13 protein-coding genes are annotated in these 20108 nt (G+C 50.8%); 3 read left to right on the forward strand and 10 right to left on the reverse strand.

Annotated features, from left to right (window positions below):
* Positions 1–5 precede the first annotated feature (5 nt).
* The 6 genes from ACZ42L_RS08635 to ACZ42L_RS08660 all read right to left on the reverse strand — a co-directional run bounded on the left by ACZ42L_RS08635 (position 6) and on the right by ACZ42L_RS08660 (position 11082).
* Positions 6–470, reverse strand: a complete 465-nt coding sequence (locus ACZ42L_RS08635) for a DUF5018-related domain-containing protein (protein ID WP_464715843.1) — start codon at positions 468–470, stop codon at positions 6–8.
* 21 nt (positions 471–491) lie between these two features.
* Positions 492–2432 (reverse strand): RagB/SusD family nutrient uptake outer membrane protein, encoded by a 1941-nt coding sequence (locus ACZ42L_RS08640; protein ID WP_464715844.1) that lies wholly within the window; start codon positions 2430–2432, stop codon positions 492–494.
* Between the two features lie 15 nt (positions 2433–2447).
* Positions 2448–5810, reverse strand: a complete 3363-nt coding sequence (locus ACZ42L_RS08645; protein WP_464698359.1) for a SusC/RagA family TonB-linked outer membrane protein — start codon at positions 5808–5810, stop codon at positions 2448–2450.
* Between the two features lie 192 nt (positions 5811–6002).
* Positions 6003–7031 carry a hypothetical protein gene (locus ACZ42L_RS08650; protein WP_464715845.1) on the reverse strand — a complete coding sequence of 343 codons (1029 nt, stop codon included), beginning with the start codon at positions 7029–7031 and terminating at the stop codon, positions 6003–6005.
* A gap of 122 nt (positions 7032–7153) precedes the next feature.
* Positions 7154–9034, reverse strand: a complete 1881-nt coding sequence (locus tag ACZ42L_RS08655; protein WP_464715846.1) for a heavy metal translocating P-type ATPase — start codon at positions 9032–9034, stop codon at positions 7154–7156.
* 65 nt (positions 9035–9099) lie between these two features.
* On the reverse strand, positions 9100–11082 hold the full coding sequence (locus tag ACZ42L_RS08660; RefSeq protein ID WP_464715847.1) for a glycerophosphodiester phosphodiesterase family protein: 1983 nt from the start codon (positions 11080–11082) through the stop codon (positions 9100–9102).
* Positions 11083–11310: 228 nt separating this feature from the next.
* Between ACZ42L_RS08660 and trxB the strand changes: the two genes are divergently transcribed.
* From trxB to ACZ42L_RS08675, 3 genes are all read left to right on the forward strand, one after another.
* Complete coding sequence (gene trxB, locus ACZ42L_RS08665) at positions 11311–12243, forward strand: thioredoxin-disulfide reductase (RefSeq protein ID WP_464705842.1); 933 nt, start codon at positions 11311–11313, stop codon at positions 12241–12243.
* Positions 12244–12424: 181 nt separating this feature from the next.
* Positions 12425–14299 carry a DEAD/DEAH box helicase gene (locus ACZ42L_RS08670; protein ID WP_464715848.1) on the forward strand — a complete coding sequence of 625 codons (1875 nt, stop codon included), beginning with the start codon at positions 12425–12427 and terminating at the stop codon, positions 14297–14299.
* 213 nt (positions 14300–14512) lie between these two features.
* On the forward strand, positions 14513–15661 hold the full coding sequence (locus ACZ42L_RS08675) for a redoxin domain-containing protein (protein WP_464715849.1): 1149 nt from the start codon (positions 14513–14515) through the stop codon (positions 15659–15661).
* Between the two features lie 59 nt (positions 15662–15720).
* Here the strand turns inward: ACZ42L_RS08675 and ACZ42L_RS08680 are convergent, their stop codons facing one another.
* From ACZ42L_RS08680 to lepB, 4 genes are all read right to left on the reverse strand, one after another.
* Positions 15721–17382, reverse strand: coding sequence for a carboxylesterase/lipase family protein (locus ACZ42L_RS08680; protein WP_464715850.1), 1662 nt, complete (start codon positions 17380–17382; stop codon positions 15721–15723).
* Positions 17383–17487: 105 nt separating this feature from the next.
* Positions 17488–18102, reverse strand: a complete 615-nt coding sequence (locus ACZ42L_RS08685; RefSeq protein WP_464715851.1) for a WbqC family protein — start codon at positions 18100–18102, stop codon at positions 17488–17490.
* Positions 18096–18503 (reverse strand): S26 family signal peptidase, encoded by a 408-nt coding sequence (locus ACZ42L_RS08690; protein ID WP_464702449.1) that lies wholly within the window; start codon positions 18501–18503, stop codon positions 18096–18098. The genes ACZ42L_RS08685 and ACZ42L_RS08690 overlap by 7 nt, the downstream gene beginning before the upstream one ends.
* A gap of 156 nt (positions 18504–18659) precedes the next feature.
* Positions 18660–20108 (reverse strand): signal peptidase I, encoded by a 1449-nt coding sequence (gene lepB / locus ACZ42L_RS08695; protein WP_464698374.1) that lies wholly within the window; start codon positions 20106–20108, stop codon positions 18660–18662.

The following is a 20108-nucleotide window of genomic DNA, read 5'->3' on the forward strand; positions in this document are numbered from 1 at the left end:
ATTGATTATTTATTCAAGCTCACGGTCAGCGTCCATTCTTTCTTAGAACCATCGGCCGCCTTGATGGTGTACTTATGCGATTGACTCCAATCGGCAGGGACACCCAGTTTCGGTGCATCGCCTATCGGTTCGATAACAGCAGCTGTTGATAACTGAACGGCAACCATCAAGTTTGCCAAACTGATATTTCCTTTCTCAGCCGAAGGAAAGTTCTTAGGCAGCGAGGCTACTATCTCACAAGTACCCTTCTCCGCATCTATAGTCTGCTTGGCGTTCAACTGTAATTGCTTTACTGCGGCCTCACCACTCGCTGGTATGGTAGAAGCCTTGTCGACATACCGATAATATACGTAAGACGATGTTATGTCTTTACCTTCATAAGTGTCAAGATCTTCTAATCCGCTTTCAAGACAAGATGTGAATGTAAACAGTGTTACAATCATCATCGCAATGAATTTTATATATCTCATAATCTTTCGTTTTTAAAAAAATTACCAACCTTCGTTCTGTGCATGATCCATACCGTAAGCCTCGCGCGTATCCAAGAATCCTTTGGCGATAGGCATGAGGTAACGCTTCTGTGTAAACATACGGCTTGCGCTGTTCATCAGTGTAAACTGACCGATAAGCACCTGCTTTCTATCTCTCGAAATAGACACTTTATGTACAGGAGCGTCAAGCTCGTATATGATATCGCCCTTCGGACGGTCGTGGTTAGCATCTCCACCATATTTACCCCAACGTAGGTAGCTGAAATAAATATCGCCACCCTCGTTGGCCATCTCAACTCTACGCTCACGGATATAATCTTTCCAAGCCTCAGCCTTTGATGTGGCAGTAGAAGGAGCGAGACCTCCGTGCGTAACACGGGTAGCATTGAGAGCCTTTACAGCCTCTGCTATGTTTCCTTTGAGCAGATAGGCTTCGGCCAAATTCATATAAGCCTCGCCCACACGTGCCAGTGTAAAGTGAAAATCTGCCGGTGAGGTATAGAAGGCTCTTGGGTTAGGAGCTTCTGTAGAACTTTTTCTCCAATAATAGCCTGTCACCGTATTGTACCAGCCACCATCTTCCTTGTCGCGCACACCTTGCGAAAGGTTACCGCCCAAGTTCATTTCTACTTTCTCACCCAACCAAGTTGCACCATCGAAAGCGATGGAAGTGGCAAAACGCTTATCGCGGCCACTGTACATAATATCACTGATATTCCTATTGCTGCCAGCCTTGATCTTTGCATATCTTACAAACGTCGGGTATCCTTCTTTCGTATTGATGAGATCCTGCGGAGTAGGTATACGGCGTGCCTCACCATTGGTTCTGTTATAGGCATCCACCTGCCCGACCTGGGTAATCGTAGCAGGGTTGATTTCCTCTACATTGTTCTTATACTGCGATGTCTCGTACCAGGGCAAAGCCTTTCCAGTAACCTCGTCCTTCACAAGATACTGGTCTACAAGATCCTGAGTTGGGAAGTAAATAGCCCAGCAACAGAAAGTCTGGTCGCCTACACTGTTTGCCAACGCATGAGGACTGGCAGACAATTCAGTATCGGCCGGTGTGATATTGGGGAATATTCTCACCATTTCATCGTAACTTCCCACCGTCGTATTGGTTGAGAGACGATAGTAGCCCAGCAGAATCTCAGGATTATTGGCATCGGATGCGTTGAACATACCACCGTACTCGCTCGACAACTTACAATTCGTCACAACGTCGTTGGCAGCCTTAATGGCCTTGTCCAGATACTCTGCCTTTTCGGTATAGGCGTATGCCTGCAAGGCAGCCCTACTCAGAAAGACCTCGGCTGCATACTTGTTGGCTATACCTGCCGATGCTGACACGGGAAGATTCTCGGCCGCATACTCCAGGTCTGCAATCACATATTGGTAGCTTTCATCTACCGTCTTGGTCATAGGCACTTTGCATGTCAACGAATCGGCCTCGCTGAATACTTGGGTAACAGGAACAAAACGCCCCATCTTACGGGCTTGGTCGAAAAATACCAATCCGCGCAGGAAACGTCCTTGTGCCGTCAGACTCTTCCGCTCAACTTCGCTCAATGCAGCAGACTGCTCTGCATTCTTGATAATAAGGTTACACTTGCGCAACAAGGCAAAGCGATTAGTTCCAAAATCAGAGCCTGCACTGATGCCAAGCTCTGTTGCCACTCCGTCGATACCTTCGCCCACTTGCGAACACTGCACACCGTTGGGAGTACGCGCTTCCCAGCCCACACACGAGGCATTACCGGCCCATGTGCTCGAAAGCACGCTGTTATAGGTTGCATTCACAAAGGCATCGGCCGTAGATTTAGAACTCCAAACGGTGTTCTCGTCAAATATTGTCGTAGGATGTGTGTCCAGCGTGTCTTTGCACGATGTCATTGCTGCCAAAGACAAAACTGCCAATCCGTATCTTATATACTTTTTCATGTCTTGTTTCCTTTCTTAAAATCCTAAATTAAGCGTAAATGCGATGGTACGCTCTACTGGGTAGCCATAGCCCACGGTAGAAGAGTTCTCCGGGTCTAAGCCATATTTCGTTGACTTCGAGATGGTAAAGATATTCTGTCCCGATATACCTACCCTTATTTTCGACAGCCACGTAATTCTCTTGAGCAGACTGTACTTCAAGTCATAAGCCAACTGGAAATCCTTCATACGCAGATAAGCACCGTTAACAAGCCAGAAGTCGCTTGTCTGATAGTTGTTGTTGGCATTGAGTCCCGTGTTCGACATCAGACGAGGATACTGGCCACCGGTATTCGAAGGCGTCCAATAGTCTGTCTGGTAGTCGTAGATAACCGGGAGCGAGCCTGCCTGACCTGTCTGCATAGCTGCCGAACCAGATATATACATATCAAAAGAGGTAGACCCCTGGAACAGTGCGCCCAGACTGAATCCTTTATAGCTCAGGTTGATGTTCACACCGAACTGTCCGCGCGGATAGCTGTTCTTACCTAAACGGCGCATGTCGTCGTTAGTAATTCGTCCGTCGCCATTGGCGTCGTGGTATTTAATGTCGCCTGCCGTCATATAGCCGGAGTTATAGGAACTTACGATTCCCACACTGTTATACACATCGTCAGCACTTGTGTAGTATCCCAGGTTATGAAGCATCGTGCCGTAATAGCCCTTCTGCTGTTGACTGCGGATATAGGGATTCATGTACGAAGTCTCAGCCTCGCTTTCGTCCAATGCCCACAACTGGTCAAAGAAAGTATAGTTGGCCGAAATGTCATACTTCAATGCACCGATATTGCTTCGCCAACCCAACTGTACCTCAAAACCAGCCCGACGGAACTCGCTTCTCGACTTAACCTTCGGCATAGCCACGCCGAGAGCCGTGTTCAGATAGCTCTGTCCTGAGGGCGATACGAGGTAGCCCTTAGTTGAGTAGTAGAAGTAATCGAACTGTCCGTAAAGGCGGTTGTTCAGCGATGCAAAGTCGAAACCGAAGTCGGTTTGCTTGGTGGTGTACCATGTCAAATCGGGCGAAGCAAGGTTGCCCTCGGTAAAACCGGCAGCATATTCGCCATTCACTACGTACGACTGTGGATTCAGGGTGTATGCAGTAAGATAGGCAAACCGACCGGCACTCGAATCGAGACCTGTTTCACCATACGAGGCACGCAGCTTCAACGAGTTCAGAATGTTTTTCTCTACCAATGGCTGCATGAACTTCTCTTCTGTAACAACCCATCCCAGCGAACCGCTGAAAAATGCTCCCCAACGCTTACCGGGTGCAAAGTAGTCTGAGCCGTCATATCTTAAACTTGCTTCTGCATAGTATTTGTTGGCATAATTGTATTTTGCCTGTGCTATCCAAGCAGCCCTACCCAGTTCGCTCTCACTACCGTCGTTCTTCATCGTATTGGCCGAGCCTACACTCATTTGGTCGATGTTGAACTCGTAGTTCTCGCGCTGTGCCCAGTAGTTCTCTCCTTTTTCGTAGTACTGTTCAAAACCTGCCAGCCCCGACACGCGGTGCAGGCCAAAGCCGTGGGCATATTCCACAAAGGCCTGGTTGGTGAAGGCATAGCCCGTAGCCGAGTTATGATAAAGCAGCGGTTTGTTGCCTACGAGGGGTTCTTTCGAGTCCCAGTCGTACTTAGGACTGTCCTTGCGCCACTGCTTATTGGTGCTTGAGTAGTATCTGTAGTTGCTTGCCACACGCACTTTCAGGCCGTCTACCCAAGGCATGTGCCAAACCAATTCGCCCTTACCGTTTATAACGTTCAGCTTCGTACGATTATATCCGTTGTCGGGAGCAGTCTCTGCCACAGGGTTGTCGTTGAGGTTGTAGGGCAGTCCGTAGAGGTTCACACCCGGAGACAACGGCGACTTGTCATTGATATGAGAGAATATATGGTAATAGCCGCTGGCTGTCGAAGAATACGGGTGGGTATTTATCTGTACATAGCCGTCCAATGCTGCATTTACTTCCAGGTTTATCGACTTGATAAGCGACGATTCTGCCAGTCTGAAGTTGGTACGTTTCATGTAGTGGTTGTCGTGCTTATAGAGCGAGTTCTGATTGATATGTCCCAACGAGGCATAATAGTGATGATTCTCACTACCACCCGTCAGTCTCACGGCATGCTTTGTCTGCGGTGCCCAGTCGTTGAGTACCAGCTTGCGCCAGTTGGTATTGTTATAGGTCTGTGGCTGCGAACCGTCTCTCATAGACTGAATAGCCTCTGCACTGTACACCTCGTTCAGACCGTCGTTCTTACGGGCTATATTGGCATACTCAGCACGCTCGTACGAGTTCATAGGCTCCGGCCATGTACTCGGCTGTGCCAAACTGTAATTGAAGTCGTACTCTACTAAGGCCTTTCCCTGCTTACCCTGCTTGGTGGTAACCTGTACGATACCGTTGGTAGCTCGCGAACCATAGACAGCCGTAGCCGAAGCATCTTTCAGAATCGACATGCTCTCTATATCATCAGAGCTGAGGTTGGCAAAATCTTGCTCACTGCGCACCACACCGTCGATGACATACAAGGGTGTACCGCCACCACGAATACTGATGTTAGGCATGGCATTCACACCGCCACCGTTGGCTTTGATAATCATACCCGGCGATCTGCCCGCCAATCCCTGTGCCAGGTTGGCCGTAGGAATGTTGGCCAGTTGGTCGGTCTTCACCGTAGATACCGAAGCTATCAGGTCGCGACGGGTACTGCTGCCGTAGCCCACAACCACCACTTCGTCGAGGCCTTTCAGGTCTTCCTCCATCTGCACGTTCAGACTTCCGCCTTTTCCTGTGCGCAATTCCTGTGCCACAAATCCCACATAAGTTACCTGTAACACTGCTCCGTCGGCTACAGTAATGGAGTATTTACCATCAATGTCGGTTACAGTGGCATTCTTAGTGCCTTTCTCTACGATGCTCGCGCCGATAACGGGTTCGCCGTTATTGTCGGTTATCACACCCGATACATGTTTTCGACCACCCTGATTAGTACTCTGAACAACTTCTGCCGTACGGGCATGCTTCTCGGAAATGGCAATAGATTTATCCGAGATAATCCTGTAAGAAAGATTACGGTTTGTCAAAGCCTTATTCAGCACAGCGGCCACTGTGGCTTTCGATTGTTGGATACTGATGTCGTGCCTGTCGTCTATCGCGGCACTCGGATAAGAGAAACGATAAGTTGTCTGTTTCTCGATAAGGGCGAATACTTGCCGTAGCGTAGCATTCTTTACATTAATGTTCACCGTCTGGTTTTGGGCATAGAGGGCCATGCTGCAAAAGCAGAGCAGTAACACTAACACATGGTACTTGACTTGTTGGGTTACCTTCATGTTAAAAATCTCATTAAGGGTTGAACATTCTTATTTTTACTATAGCATAACTGCTTGTAACAACATATACATGTAAAAACAGGGAATGTACTTTATAAATGGCGTTTTTAACAAGTTTTAGTACAATATATAATAAATACGTTCCCGACTACCCATAAATAGCCGGGAACAACCTTTATCATCAAGGCTCTGTCAATACCGATAACCCTTCCAATCGCTCCACACTCCATTGACTTTCTCGCGGTATCCGTGAGCCTTAAATTCCGCCTTGGCATTACCGTCCTTATCATAGACGGTGCTACGAACCTCATCATCACCCAAGTCAACCAACTTACCCGTGGCCTTATCCACCTTATATGATAAGGCTACACTGCGCTCCGAGATTCCTTCTTCGCTATATTTAATCTCTTCCGTCGAGATACGCGTTTGGCCATGATAGCCATATCGGGTTTCGGTAGATAGCCATTTCTGCTGCGCCAGTCTTGAACCAATCTGTTTGACAAGTCGGCGTTCATCATCATACGTATAGCTACCTTTCGTCTCATTTACACTGAAACTCTTAGACCAACGCTCGTACCAATACTTGTTTTCGCTGTCATCCTTGCCAAAAGTCAGCTTAGAAGTAGAAAACACGTCTTTCTGCTTCAGCTTCATGGCATCCATACGTGAGTAGGAAAGATACTCCAGAGTAAAATTCTCCTGACCGCTGTAAGAAATTGATTTGGTCGAGAATATGGCCTGTTTTTGCTTGCCAACGGCCTCATAGACATCTTTAATCATGGTGGGTCTACCCTGCTCGTCGTAGGTAAACTCCACAATTTCAACAACCTTACTGCCGACAGGTGCATCAAAAACCATGCGCGCTACCTGCTGCTTCTCGTTGTACTCCATCTGACAACGGCGACGCATCAAATCGCCGAATACCACTTGTCCGCCCTTCAAGGCTAGCTTTTTCTGCTCCACAAGCATGTCATTCATCGGATAACCCAGTTTCCTATAGCTTATGGCACATGAGTCGCCGTTGGCATAGACTTCACTTCCAATCAATATATAGAAGCTCTCCTGCTGAACATGGAAGACATTCATCAAGGCTAGAAACGCTGACTGTTCTTTGTCGTTCAATTTCTGTCCGGCTGACTGAAGGCCGGCAGTTGCCAACGCTGGCAATCCATACAATGAGAGCACCAGGCTCAACATCATGCTTGTAAAAAGGTTTTTCATCAGATAAATATATAATTGTTATTACTTGCTGATAGGCAAATCACGGTGCAAAGATATAAAAAAAATATACACACGCACAAAAACAGAAGAAATGACAGATTAAAAACTGCTTCTTTCATGTTTTAGCTTCTGTCACACTCTCGTCGCCGTATCAATATCCTTGTAGCATTGAGCACTGCCAGCAGGGCTACACCAGTATCGGCAAACACGGCTCCCCACAGATTGGCCATGCCCAGCACGCCAAGCAACATCACCAAGGCCTTGATACCAAGTGCCAGGATAATATTCTGTCGGGCTATCGCATACGTGCGCCGCCCCATCTCTACGGCCTCAGCCACTTTCGATGGTTGGTCGGTCTGCAAGATGATGTCGGCCGTCTCTATGGCCAAATCCGTCCCCATTGCTCCCATTGCTATGCTCACATCGCTCATCGCCAACACGGGTGCATCGTTGATACCGTCGCCCACGAAAGCCACTCGCCTACCCTCGCTTTGCAATTTCCGGATATGCGCCACCTTGTCTTGGGGCAACAAGTCGCCATATCCACGCGCAATATGCAGGTCTGCGGCCACGCGCTCTACGAGTTCCTGCTTGTCGCCCGACAATATCTCTATCTGCTTTACACCCTGCGATGCCAATCGGCCGACCACATTACGGGCGTCTTCCTTGGACATGTCGGCCAGCTTCAGACAGCCCACATACTGCCCGTTGCAGGCACAAACCACCAGCGTTTCGCTCACTCCTTTCAGCTCAGACGGATAGCCCACGCCCGCTTTATCCAGCAGTCTAAGCGTTCCCACGAGCCATGTATGCCCACCTTCGTGCGCTTCCAGACCATAGCCCGGAATATCTTTCGCATCCAGACTTTTCTCCGTAGGATGATACTGGCAGATGGCCTGTGCCAGCGGATGATTGCTGCTGCGTTCCATAGCCGCCACCGTGTCCAGCATGTCGGGCGTCAATCCCTCTACAGCCGTAACGGCAAACTGCCCCGTCGTCAGCGTCCCCGTCTTATCGAACACCACGGTATCGACCTCGCGGATGGCATCCAGAAAGTTGCCGCCTTTGAAGAGAATACCCCGACGCGATGCCGCCCCGATACCTCCGAAGTAGGTCAAGGGTACGCTAATCACCAATGCACAGGGACAGGAGATAACCAGAAACACCAAAGCACGGTGAAACCATGTGCCGAAGTCATAGTCAAAACCATCCGACACCGCACCATACAGCCACGGCAGAGCAACCATCAACGCGGCCAGAAGCACTACAACAGGGGTATATACGCGTGCAAATCGGCGGATAAACAGCTCGGTCGGAGCTTTCCGTTCGCTGGCTTCCTGCACCATTGAGAGGATGCGCGAGATGGCAGAATCGCCGGCCATACGCGTCGTACGAATCCTTACTGGACTATCCACCACTATCATTCCGGCCAGCACTTCGTTGCCATCATCTATCATTCGCGGCAAACTCTCGCCCGTCAGAGCGGCCGTGTTGAACGTTGCAGCGCCACCTTGCAGCAGGCCGTCCAGCGGAACGCGCTCACCGGGTTTCACTTCTATCACGCTGTCTACGGCAACCTCTGCTGCCTCACGCGCCACAGCCACACCGTCTGTCACCACCATCGCGCGGTCGGGACGATAGGAAACCAAGTCTTTGATGTGGTCCTTGGCCCTGTCTACCGCCTTGTCCTGCAACAGTTCGCCGATGCAGTAGAGCAGCATCACGGCCACCGCTTCCGGATATTCGCCGATGGCAAACGCACCGATGGCAGCCACCGACATCAGCGTAAACTCCGTGAACACGTCGTGATGCTCGCTGATATGCTCCCAAGCCTCCAGCATCACACCCCATCCGACGGGCAGAAAGGCCACGACATACCAGACAAACATGACCCAGGGATGCCCGAACCAAGCCACGCCTATCCGTGTCATCACCATGCCGACAACAAGCATCAGTGCCGACAGTACCAATTTCCAGGGTTGCAATTTCTCTTCTTCTTCCATTGTTCCAAGTCTTGATTTGCTGACAAAAGTAAAAATAAAAACATGCAACTCGGTTGCAAACTTACCTATTTCCTGAGATATTCCATGAGTTGTTCGGGCCGATTGGTCTTGAACACCGTACCTCCCTGCCTAATCAGGTCGCCCCATACGAGGTCGGCATTTCCACTCACGTCTGCATCGACATGCTTACCGGCCAAGCCTGCTTCCGTGGTGTTGAAACACACGCGGGCATGCCCCCGCACCAGCGAGACAGCATGCTTGAGCAGCGAATTGTTATCTTTCGAGAAGCGCAGTTCCACCATCACCGGCCACGACTTCAATGCCTGGCGCACCCGAAGGATGGCGCGTGGGGCATCCAGGTCTACCACTGCCTTGTGCATCCAGTTGCCTTCTGCGCGCACTACACCCGGCAGAATAGCCACACTCTGCGCTCCTGTCTCAGCCACCACATCGCGAATATCAGCCAGTAAGCCGCTTGGTGCATCAATATCTACCAAGATGCGCCCCTTGGCATAGTTCAGCACCTCTCTCAGGGTAGGCACAGTCCACTTAGTCGTCTGCTTGCGGTCGTCTTTCATCTTCAGCGCTTTCAGTTCGGCCAGTGTCTTATGGGCCACCAAACCTTTCCCCGTTGTCAGGCGTTCCAGACTCTTATCCGAGAAGCAGACCAACTGCCCGTCTTTCGTCTTACGCACATCCACCGAGACCATCTGCACTCCTTTCTCTACCGATTTGAATATCGCATTGAGCGAATTCTCCGACGTCCCGTGCCAGTTGCCACGATGGGCATTGAGCATAATCTCCTTGCCCGTGACATTGAGCAGATGCGTACGCAACTCGTCTATATTCTTCGAAAGGCGCTGATTGAACAGCCATTCGCGAATACCCCGTATATCATAGGCCACACGCCAGGCCGCCCGTTCGCCAGCTCCCACCAGTCGCGTGTGCTTGATGTTGCTGCCCTGAAGTATCATCTCGTGTACTTCGTCGGCCCGCTGGGCTGCCGACACCTGCAAGGGCCAGTCCATCTCGCTCACCATCGCATCGTGCTCGTTCCACACCTCTATCGCCTTGGCCACGCCAGCCATCGTCTTCGCATCGTCCTTGCCCGATACCAGCCACAGATTCTTCTTAGCCAAAGGCCCCAGCTTTCTGGCGTCCCAATGCCCCGAAACCAGCAGAGCCGAGGCAAAGAGGTCGGGACGGCGCACCATCATCGCATAGGCCGACATGCAGCCCATGCCCTGCCCCACGACATACAGGCGGTCGGCATCAAGCTGATAACCCTTTTTCAGGAAGTCGACGAGCGACATACAAGCCCGTATCTCATCACCGTAATGATAGGTAGCGTCGGCCGTCACGCGGTCGAACTGTGGAGCTACCACGATACAGGGATGCTCTGCCTGCCACTCGGCAGTAGCCCAGGCAGTTGCCCCATTGCCCTGCGTGAGCGGATTTTTCAGGTCTTTGCCCACGCCGGCCACATCGTGCAGGAACAACACCAGCGGCAACCTGCCCCCCTGCCCTGCATTTTGGGGTACGAAGAGATTATAGCGCAGCCCCAGCCCCGTCGAGCGGTCTTTATAGGTTTGCTGCCGGAAGTCGTCCACCACGAGGTTTTGCGTCTCCAGCGTATAGATAGTGTCTCTGGAGGCCTTCACCTTTCCGCCCCCCAGCACCTTCACTTTTGCTTTCTGTACCACGGCAGCCGCACCGACAACCTTGGCTGCAAGCAAGCGTTTGGAAGGCAAGGTCATCGGCGACTTCAGCGCAATGAGTACATACCGACCTCGCTTCGACACGGCCGACTTCTCCGGTCGGTCGTTGGTATAGACCCTTGCCACTTCGCTCCCACGTACACTGTAGGTCTTCAGCGTTAAGCTGGCAGAGTCTATCGGTGCATCGTATTCCAGTGCAACGGTCGTCAGTCGTAGTCCGTCGCCCAGCACTTCGGTAATGGCTTTAGCCCATTTCAACGTATGGTTGGCAGCATTCAGCAGTGTGGCAGAGACCAGCAGTCCTGCCAATAATATCCTTCTTTTCATCATCCAAATTATTATGAATTTACTGCAAAGCCTCGGCAGCAATGCTGCAAGGCCTTTTCAGTCTTGCTGCAAAGGTACGGCAGAAATGCTGCAAAGCCTTGGCACTTTCTCAAAAAAAGGTTAAATAAATCTCCATACAATCATTTATACGAAGTAAAAGGACTATCTTTGTATCGTGAACGTTAGAAAACAGAACACTGACATAAAAAATTAAACGAAAGGACTATCAACATGGAAAAGATTGATACACTCATTATCGGTAGCGGACCTGCCGGATATACGGCAGCCATCTACGCCGGCCGTGCCAACCTGAAGAGCATTCTCTACTCAGGCCTACAGCCCGGAGGGCAGCTCACCACAACTTCTGAAGTAGAAAACTTCCCCGGCTATCCGCAGGGAGTAGACGGCAATCAGCTCATGCTCGACTTGCGCGAACAGGCCGGCCGATTCGGTACTGAAATCAGGGACGGCGAAATTGTGAAGGCCGACCTGAGCAGTCGCCCCTTCCACTGCGTCGACGACAGGGGTAACGAGATTGAGGCTCGCTCGGTGATTATAGCTACCGGGGCTACGGCCAAGTATCTGGGACTGCCCGACGAAGAGAAATATCGTGGCCAAGGCGTGAGCGCCTGTGCCACCTGCGACGGATTCTTCTATCGCAAGAAGGTAGTAGCTGTTGTCGGAGGTGGCGACACCGCCTGCGAAGAAGCGATGTACCTGTCGTCTCTGGCCAGCAAGGTCTACCTCATTGTACGCAAGCCTTTCCTGCGCGCCACTGAGATTATGAAGCAGCGTGTCATCGACAAGGACAACATCGAGATACTCTTCGAACACAACACCGTGGGACTCTTCGGAGAGAATGGTGTCGAGGGGGCGCACGTGGTGAAGCGTCTGGGCGAGGCCGACGAAGAGAGATACGACATCGCCATCGACGGTTTCTTCCTGGCCATCGGCCACAAGCCCAACACCGAACTGTTCAAGGAATATCTGGAACTGGACGCACAGGGATTCATCAAGACCGTTCCCGGCACTTCGAAGACCAACGTAGAGGGTGTGTTTGCAGCCGGCGACGTGGCCGACCCGAACTACCGTCAGGGTGTAGTAGCAGCCGGCTCTGGCGCTATGGCAGCCATTGATGCCGACAGATTCCTGCAAGCCAACTAAGCAGCAAGCGAAAGAATAAAAATAACGGAAGAGAGAAAAGGCATGTGTCTTTTCTCTCTTTTTATTTCGCAATGTCAGAATTATTTCATACCTTTGCACCCGTTCAAACCGAGAAGGCCGTTTTTATTAGGATAAGTAGGGAGGCCCAAGAGCTTGAACAGGAATTTATATACATTTTAATTTGAAGACATTTGAAGAATTAGGCGTTAGCGAAGAGATTCGTAAAGCCATTCAGGAAATTGGGTTTGAACATCCGATGCCTGTTCAGGAAGAGGTAATCCCGTATTTATTAGGTAATGGAAATGATGTCATAGCGCTCGCGCAGACAGGTACAGGCAAGACGGCTGCTTATGGTATCCCCCTGCTGCAGAAGGTAGACCCTTCGCAGAAGACCACCCAGGCACTCATTCTGAGCCCCACACGCGAGCTTTGTCTACAGATTTCCGACGATCTCAACGACTTTGGCAAGTACATTCCGGGACTGCACGTAGTACCCGTCTATGGCGGTGCTTCTATCGAGACACAGATTCGTTCGCTCCGTCATGGCGTGCAAGTCATCGTGGCCACTCCCGGCAGATTGATAGACCTGATGCACCGCGGAGTTGCAAATCTGGAGCATGTGAACAATGTTGTGCTCGACGAAGCCGACGAAATGCTCAACATGGGATTCTCCGACAGCATCAACGAGATATTCGAAGGCGTGCCGGGCGACCGCAACACACTGCTCTTCTCGGCCACGATGAGCCGCGAAGTGGAGCGCATAGCCAAGAACTATCTGCACGACTACAAGGAAATAGTTGTGGGCAGCCGAAACGAGGGTGCTGAAAACGTGAACCACATATATTATATGGTGCATGCCAAAGACAAATATCTGGCACTCAAACGCATCGTAGACTACTATCCACGCATCTTCGGTATCGTCTTCTGCCGTACCAAGCTGGAGACGCAGGAGGTGGCCGACAAGCTCATCAAGGACGGTTATAACGCCGAAGCATTGCACGGAGACCTGAGCCAGCAACAGCGCGACCTCACCATGCAAAAGTTCCGCAACCACCTCACACAGTTGCTTATCGCCACCGACGTGGCTGCACGTGGACTCGATGTAGACGACCTCACGCACGTCATCAACTACGGAATACCCGACGACGTGGAGAGCTATACCCACCGAAGCGGCCGTACGGGCCGTGCCGGAAAGAAGGGTACGAGTATCTGTATCATCCACTCGCGCGAGAAATTCAAGATTCGCCAGATAGAGAAAATCATCAGTAAGGAGTTCGTAGACGGCACGCTGCCTGCACCGGAAGAGATTTGCAAGAAGCAACTCTACAAGGTTATGGACGACATCATGAAGACCGACGTGGACGAAGAGCAGATAGCTCAGTATATGGAAGAAATCAACCGTCGCTTCGAATACATCGACAAGGAAGACATCATCAAGAAGATGGTGACCATCACCTTCGGACGATTCCTCAACTACTACCGCAATGCACCGCAGTTGGAGAAACCCGTTACCGGCGGTCGCAAGGAGCGCACGGAGGGCAGCAATGGTCGCACACGTCGCTCGGAAGGCGGACGCCGCAGGGCCGAAGGCGGTTACAAGCGCCTCTTCATCAACCTCGGTAAGGACGATGGATTCTATCCCGGCGAGATGATGCAGTTCCTGAACAAGAACGTGCGAGGCCGTCAAGAGGTGGGACATATCGACTTGCTCGGCAAGTTCTCATACTTCGAAGTGCCTGAGGGCGATGCCCAGAAGGTGATGCGTGCGCTCAGTGGACTGCGCTACAAGGGCAGAGAAGTGCGTTGCAACGATGCCGACGAGACACAGCGTGGCGGTGGTCGACGCGAGAGAGCAGACCACGGCGAGCGTCGCGGACGCAGCGAAAGCTATGGCCGACGCAACGATGCACCGCGCAAGAGCAGTCCACGCCGTCGCCACGACGATGCCAACGAGACCGATTGGCGCTCGCTCATGAATGCCGGCAACAGGACGCTGAAAGGAGAAATACCCGATTTCAGCGAAGAGGGATGGGCCAGAAGAAAGAGCAAGAAGTAAGAGGTAAGTCCCAAGAGACAGAAATAAGAACAAAGGAGACAGCAATGTCTGCTTCGGGAAGGAGGTAAGCACGCGCTTACCTCCTTTTTGCTATGGGGACGAATAGTCCTTCGACAGATATTTTTAGTTAAATACACTGAAAAGATTTTGATTACTTGCTGATTTTGGCGAGAACGATATACTTTTGCAAAATATCAAATCATAAAACTCAAAATGATGAAGAATAAATTGTATACTACTCTATTGGCAGGGCTGATGATGGGCGCTGCTGTATCGGCACAAGCTGCCGACGATTTGCTACATATCAAAGGCAAACTGGCCAACTTTGGCGATTCGGCTGTCGTAGTCTATGGCCCGTTAGGCGGAAAACCGCAACAGACCAACATATTGTTGAAAGACGGGACATTCGACTTCACGCTCCCGATAAAAGAAATTGCTTACTTGCAGATGGCTACCCCGGCTACCATGCGCGATGAAGAAAGGACGATTCTGCATGTAGTAGGTGCTCCCGGCGAGACGGTAGAGCTGAACGGCGACATGAAGACTGGCTACAATATCAGTGGTTCTAAGTTCTATCAGCAGTATCACGAGGTAGACTTGCTGTTGGAAAACTCCACCAAAGAGCTACAAGAGTTTAGCAATGCCATGCAGAAACGGCTAGACGCAGGCGAAAATCGCGGGCAGATTATGAAGGAATACAACGAGAAAGCACCCGCACTGGAGGAAAAGGCGCAGCAGTCGATGCTCGATTTCATCAGGCAACATCCCAGCTATGAGCCTAGTGCCATCATCATCAGCCACTTCAACGATGTGAAGAAGATGGAGCAAGCTATCGCTCTTCTCACTGCCGAAGTACAGAACGGACGCATGAAGTCGTACTATTCCTACTTCCTCGACAGGGCTAAGAGACGCGCTGCAAAAGAGGAACAAGCTGCCAAGGCACAGGCTGTGGGCGTGCAAGCTCCCGACTTTACACTCACCGACTTACAGGGTAAGGCCCTTGCTCTGAGCAGTCTGCGTGGTAAATACGTGGTTCTCGACTTCTGGGGTTCGTGGTGCATATGGTGTGTTCGTGGCTTCCCGAAAATGAAGGAATATTACAACAAATACAAAGGACAGTTTGAGATACTGGGTATAGACTGTGGTGATAGCGATGAGAAATGGCGTGCTGCCGTGAAGAAGCATGATTTGCCGTGGCTTCATGTCTACAATCCGAAAGACAGCAAGGTGCAGACAGACTATGCCATACAGGGTTTCCCGACCAAGATTATCGTTGGTCCTGACGGCAAGATTGTGAAGACCATCGTAGGCGAAGATCCCGAATTCTACACGATACTCGACGACTTGTTCGGTAAGAAATAAGCAACGAAAAAGGCCTGTGACACATCACTGTATCACAGGCCTTACTGTTTGCGGTCGTATTATTTCTTCTTGAACACCACTTGATCGAACAGCTGATAACGACGGTCCATCGTCGGGTCGGTCTCAATGCGTGTATTCACGTCGATTTTCATCACAGGAACAGGGTTCTTTCCGTTGGCTGTGGGCCAGTCGGGCAGTCCCAATCCGTTAGGATTACCGGTCTTGACAAAGTTCACATAGAAGTTCATGAAAATGCCGGAGACTGCATAGTCGTCGGCATTCCAGTCGAAGACATTGTTCGTAGAGAGGTTGCCCATAGCATATTCTATATCCGCAGAGTGGCTCGCTCCTACAAATTCATCTACCGGGCCAGTGGGTTTGTTGTCGGTAGCTTTGGACGTTCCGCCGGCAAGATTGGCCACCAGGCCTTTCTGTCTCATCGCCGGACGTGGATGACAATACTGGTAGCGATACACCGGACAGTTGGTCGTGGTGCGATGAAGTTCACCCCAACGCCATGTACTCGTAGCAATAAACATGTCTGAGCCAAGCAATGTGCCGGGTTCTTTGAACAGGTCGGCATCACCCTTGAAGCCATATAGGCGCAACATCTCGTCGGTAGCATCGCCAAAAAGCGGTGTGATACGGGCCTTGACGGTCTCCAACGTAGGTGCTCCACCCAACAAAGCCGACCATATACCGGCTTCTTTCGACGTACCACCGATAAGCAATGGCACGTGTGCCTGGCGTCCCTGCTTGTATACTTCTTCCGGTTGCTCGGTGAAGAAAAGGCCGTCTACCGTCCCGCGCGACATGCCTCTGACTCCTGCTTTCTTCATCAGTTCTTCGGCAGGCATGGCTCTCAGCTCCTTCAGATTCTTGCAGCCAATCTTCTTCATCGTCTTGACGCCCTCGGCCTCAACCTCTTTCAGCGAGGGCAACTGGCTATAGGTGAGGTATGGATTGCCCTTCTTGTCTACTTCACTGTGCAGCAATCCCACGATACCGCCACTCGAACCGATGGCCTGAGCGAATGTGCCCTTGGCCATAGGCGACACCATCAAGGCGCTCACCGACACCGAACCAGCCGACTCACCCACGATTGTAATGCGGTCGGGGTCGCCTCCGAAGGCTGCCACATTCTGCTTCAACCATTGCAAAGCCGTCGCCTGGTCCATGTAACCGTAATTCCCTGACCCCTTATAAGAGGCTTCCTTAGACAGTTCGGGATGCGAGAAGAAACCGAAAATACCCTCTCGATAATTCACCGTAATAGACACAATACCACGACGAGCCATATTGAATCCGGCATAACGGGGTTCGCTTCCACTGCCTGCCATCAGTCCGCCACCATTGAAATAGACCAGTACGGGCAGCTTCTCCTGCATGGTTTTGGCCGGCGTCCATACGTTGAGATAGAGGCAGTCTTCGCTCATACGCTTTGCCCCAAAGTTCATATCGCCGAATATAGGCTCCTGCATGGGGTCAGGACCGAAGTCATCGGCCATCCTCACACCAGTCCAGCCGGCCAGTGGCTGTGGGGCTTTCCAGCGCAGATTGCCTACAGGCGGTGCTGCATAGGGCACACCCTTAAAGATTTTAATACCCGAAACATCAACGCCCTGCAACACTCCCTGCGCCACTTTTACGCGTGGTCCCTCGTGCGCATTCATGCCCAGGGCAAGCACGAATGCCAACATTGATACGATTATCTTCTTCATCTGGTTTGATTTAGATTAGTTGTTTAAATGGATTAGTTGTAGCAAAGATAATGAAAAAACGTTATCCTTGCTCAGAAAAAAGATAAAAAAAGAAAGCTCCAGACCTTATAAAAAGAGCACACTCTCGTTGCCCTCATTGAACAGAAGGTCCAGAATACTCAGGTTGGGATGGAATCCATGACGCTGCAAATATACCTGATAATAAGGCTTGGCAGTAAATTCGGCATCCTCGCCGGGATGTTTCGGGCGAATCACCTCGCGGAAATCGGCATACGCCTCAGTCTCTTCCATATACGAAGGCGTGAGCTTTACGGTCGGCTCGATATCCAGTAAGCCACACATCGTCTCCATGATTTCCATATTGAAATCGAAGAGATACTTCCATTTTTTTTCAAAGAAAGGGCGCAAGTCGTCTGCGTAGAACTCGAAGAAAGGACTCTCACCGTAAGCACTCAACAGTGCATTCCAGTGGATATGCCGCCAGTTGCCGTGGTCGCTTACCTGCACATCGCGCATCGGACACTTCAGATTATCCGTACGTTCTACCGGTACGGTAAGTGATTGCAGCCCATTAGCTGTCGCAATGATACAGCGGTTGCGGTACGTTTGCTTCACAAAGTTGTCGTGTTGTTCGATAAGGCACACCTCGTAGCGGTTCAGTTTCTGATACCACTGCACCGGTCCGAAGTATGAAGAGGTAAGTATTGCGTTCTTTACCATGAAAGATGGAATAATCGGAAGGCCCGACCTATCATCTGGTGTTGGTACACCAACTGGCGGCCTTTGCCTGTGTTGACGAGATAGAGCTGGCAGTCGCGACTCTGGCAACGGTCGCAACAGCGTGTCGGAACAAGATAGTGCGTGCCTTTCAGGGCGATGGTATCGCCGGGAAGAGCCTCTATCTGCCCGATGACAGTGCCTTGCTGACGGAACACCACCAGCGCCCCATGCTTCAATTTACGGTGCATAAGTCTGTCGACCATCACCCTATCGCCTGTCCTCAGCATCGGCTGCAAGGCCGAATCTGTCACAGTATAGACGGTGAAGGCGTATGCTCTGACTGCCAACATGAGCAAAATGGCTGCCACAAGCCCCAATATGAACTTGAAGGGGAAGCGCACTGTCCTAATTTATAATGAATAGTTGGTACTATTGATCATGGAGATTTGGAAATGGAGAATTATGATATGATGACAAGGAAACGAAACATTCATGTGTGAAAGGACGAGAGCCACTCAACATTTCATAATTCTCCATTTCCAAATCTCCATAATCAATTACCTAATATTATCTACCAAACTGAATAAACGATTCCATCGGATGCCGCCAAAACCCTTACGGTCGGGATCGTGCGACCACCAGATGAAGATGGGTTTGCCCACGATATGATCTTCGGGAACGAATCCCCAGTAGCGCGAATCGGCCGAATTATGACGGTTGTCACCCATCATCCAGTAGTAATCCATCTTGAATGTATAGCTGTCGGCCAGTTTTCCGTTGATGTATATCTGCCCGTTGGTCACCTTCAGGTCGTTGCCTTCGTAGGTACGGATGGGACGCTCATAGATGGCAATATTGTCCATCGAGAGCTTCACCGTAGCCCCTTTCTTCGGAATCCAGACTGGTCCATAGTTGTCACGCGTCCATCCCGTATAGGCATTGAGCGGATACAGGTCGCCCACGGGGGCGTCGGTATTCAGCCGAATGCTGGCCACAAGGTCTTTCCGAGCCTTCAATGCCTCGTAAGCCTTCCTTGTAAGAGGCAGATACCCGGCTTGGTTCAGGCTCGTCATGTCTTCCATCGAGATACCCAATTCGGCCATCAGCTCTTCGGGCATGGGCTGCTTCAACTTCACGTAATAGGTATATTGCACGTTATCCGGCTCTTTATTGGCCTTGCCATCAAGATAGATCATGTGGTTTTTGATTTGCAATGTCTGGCCCGGCAACCCCACACAGCGCTTCACATAGTTCTCCCGACGGTCGGTAGGACGCGTGATGATGTCGCCATACTCCTTCGGATTTCCAGCCATATAGCTGCGCCCTACGGCGTATATCTGCCCGAAATACTCGTATTGCTGCTCGCGATTGAGCTGCGACAAGTCGGGCAACTGCCCTTGCTGCTGCTCCACAAGCTGCTGTCCGAACGAGTATGCCATCTGATAGAAGTCGCTCTGCTGCCATCGCTCATCGTTGACGAGCGTGTCGCCGGCAGGATAATTGAACACCACAATGTCGTTGAGCTTCACGTCGCCCAATCCCTTTACACGTCGGTACTCCCAGTGTGGCCAGTCCAGATAGCTCTTCACGTTGATACCAGGCAGCGTGTGCTGCGTCAAAGGCAGGGTAAGCGGCGTCTGTGGAATGCGCGGACCGTAGCTCATCTTGCTCACGAAGAGATAATCGCCCGTGAGCAACGATTTCTCCAAAGAAGAAGAAGGGATGACGAAATTCTGGAAGAAGAAGAGGTTGATGAAGTACACGGCCACCATCGCGAAGACCAGAGCGTCTACCCAACTCATGATGAAACGCACCGGACCTTCGGCATCTTTCCACCATTGCCAGCGTATCTTCTTCGTGATATACACGTCGTAGATAAAGGGGATGACTATCAGTCCCAACCAACTCTTCAGCCAGAAGAGGAATATCAGATACAAAACCAGTACAACGACAAACTTCGTCCATTGCACTTTCATATTCAGCTTAGCTTTCTCTTTGTCTATCAT

It is taken from the genome of Prevotella mikamonis (genome assembly GCF_055381405.1).

What these genes read in the sequence shown, in the direction of transcription:
- ACZ42L_RS08635 (WP_464715843.1), bottom strand. Translation starts at nt 470, where the DNA reads ATGAGATATATAAAATTCATTGCGATGATGATTGTAACACTGTTTACA.
- ACZ42L_RS08640 (WP_464715844.1), bottom strand. Translation starts at nt 2,432, where the DNA reads ATGAAAAAGTATATAAGATACGGATTGGCAGTTTTGTCTTTGGCAGCA.
- ACZ42L_RS08645 (WP_464698359.1), bottom strand. Translation starts at nt 5,810, where the DNA reads ATGAAGGTAACCCAACAAGTCAAGTACCATGTGTTAGTGTTACTGCTC.
- ACZ42L_RS08650 (WP_464715845.1), bottom strand. Translation starts at nt 7,031, where the DNA reads ATGAAAAACCTTTTTACAAGCATGATGTTGAGCCTGGTGCTCTCATTG.
- ACZ42L_RS08655 (WP_464715846.1), bottom strand. Translation starts at nt 9,034, where the DNA reads ATGGAAGAAGAAGAGAAATTGCAACCCTGGAAATTGGTACTGTCGGCA.
- ACZ42L_RS08660 (WP_464715847.1), bottom strand. Translation starts at nt 11,082, where the DNA reads ATGATGAAAAGAAGGATATTATTGGCAGGACTGCTGGTCTCTGCCACA.
- trxB (WP_464705842.1), top strand. Translation starts at nt 11,311, where the DNA reads ATGGAAAAGATTGATACACTCATTATCGGTAGCGGACCTGCCGGATAT.
- ACZ42L_RS08675 (WP_464715849.1), top strand. Translation starts at nt 14,513, where the DNA reads ATGATGAAGAATAAATTGTATACTACTCTATTGGCAGGGCTGATGATG.
- ACZ42L_RS08680 (WP_464715850.1), bottom strand. Translation starts at nt 17,382, where the DNA reads ATGAAGAAGATAATCGTATCAATGTTGGCATTCGTGCTTGCCCTGGGC.
- ACZ42L_RS08685 (WP_464715851.1), bottom strand. Translation starts at nt 18,102, where the DNA reads ATGGTAAAGAACGCAATACTTACCTCTTCATACTTCGGACCGGTGCAG.
- lepB (WP_464698374.1), bottom strand. Translation starts at nt 20,108, where the DNA reads ATGATAGACAAAGAGAAAGCTAAGCTGAATATGAAAGTGCAATGGACG.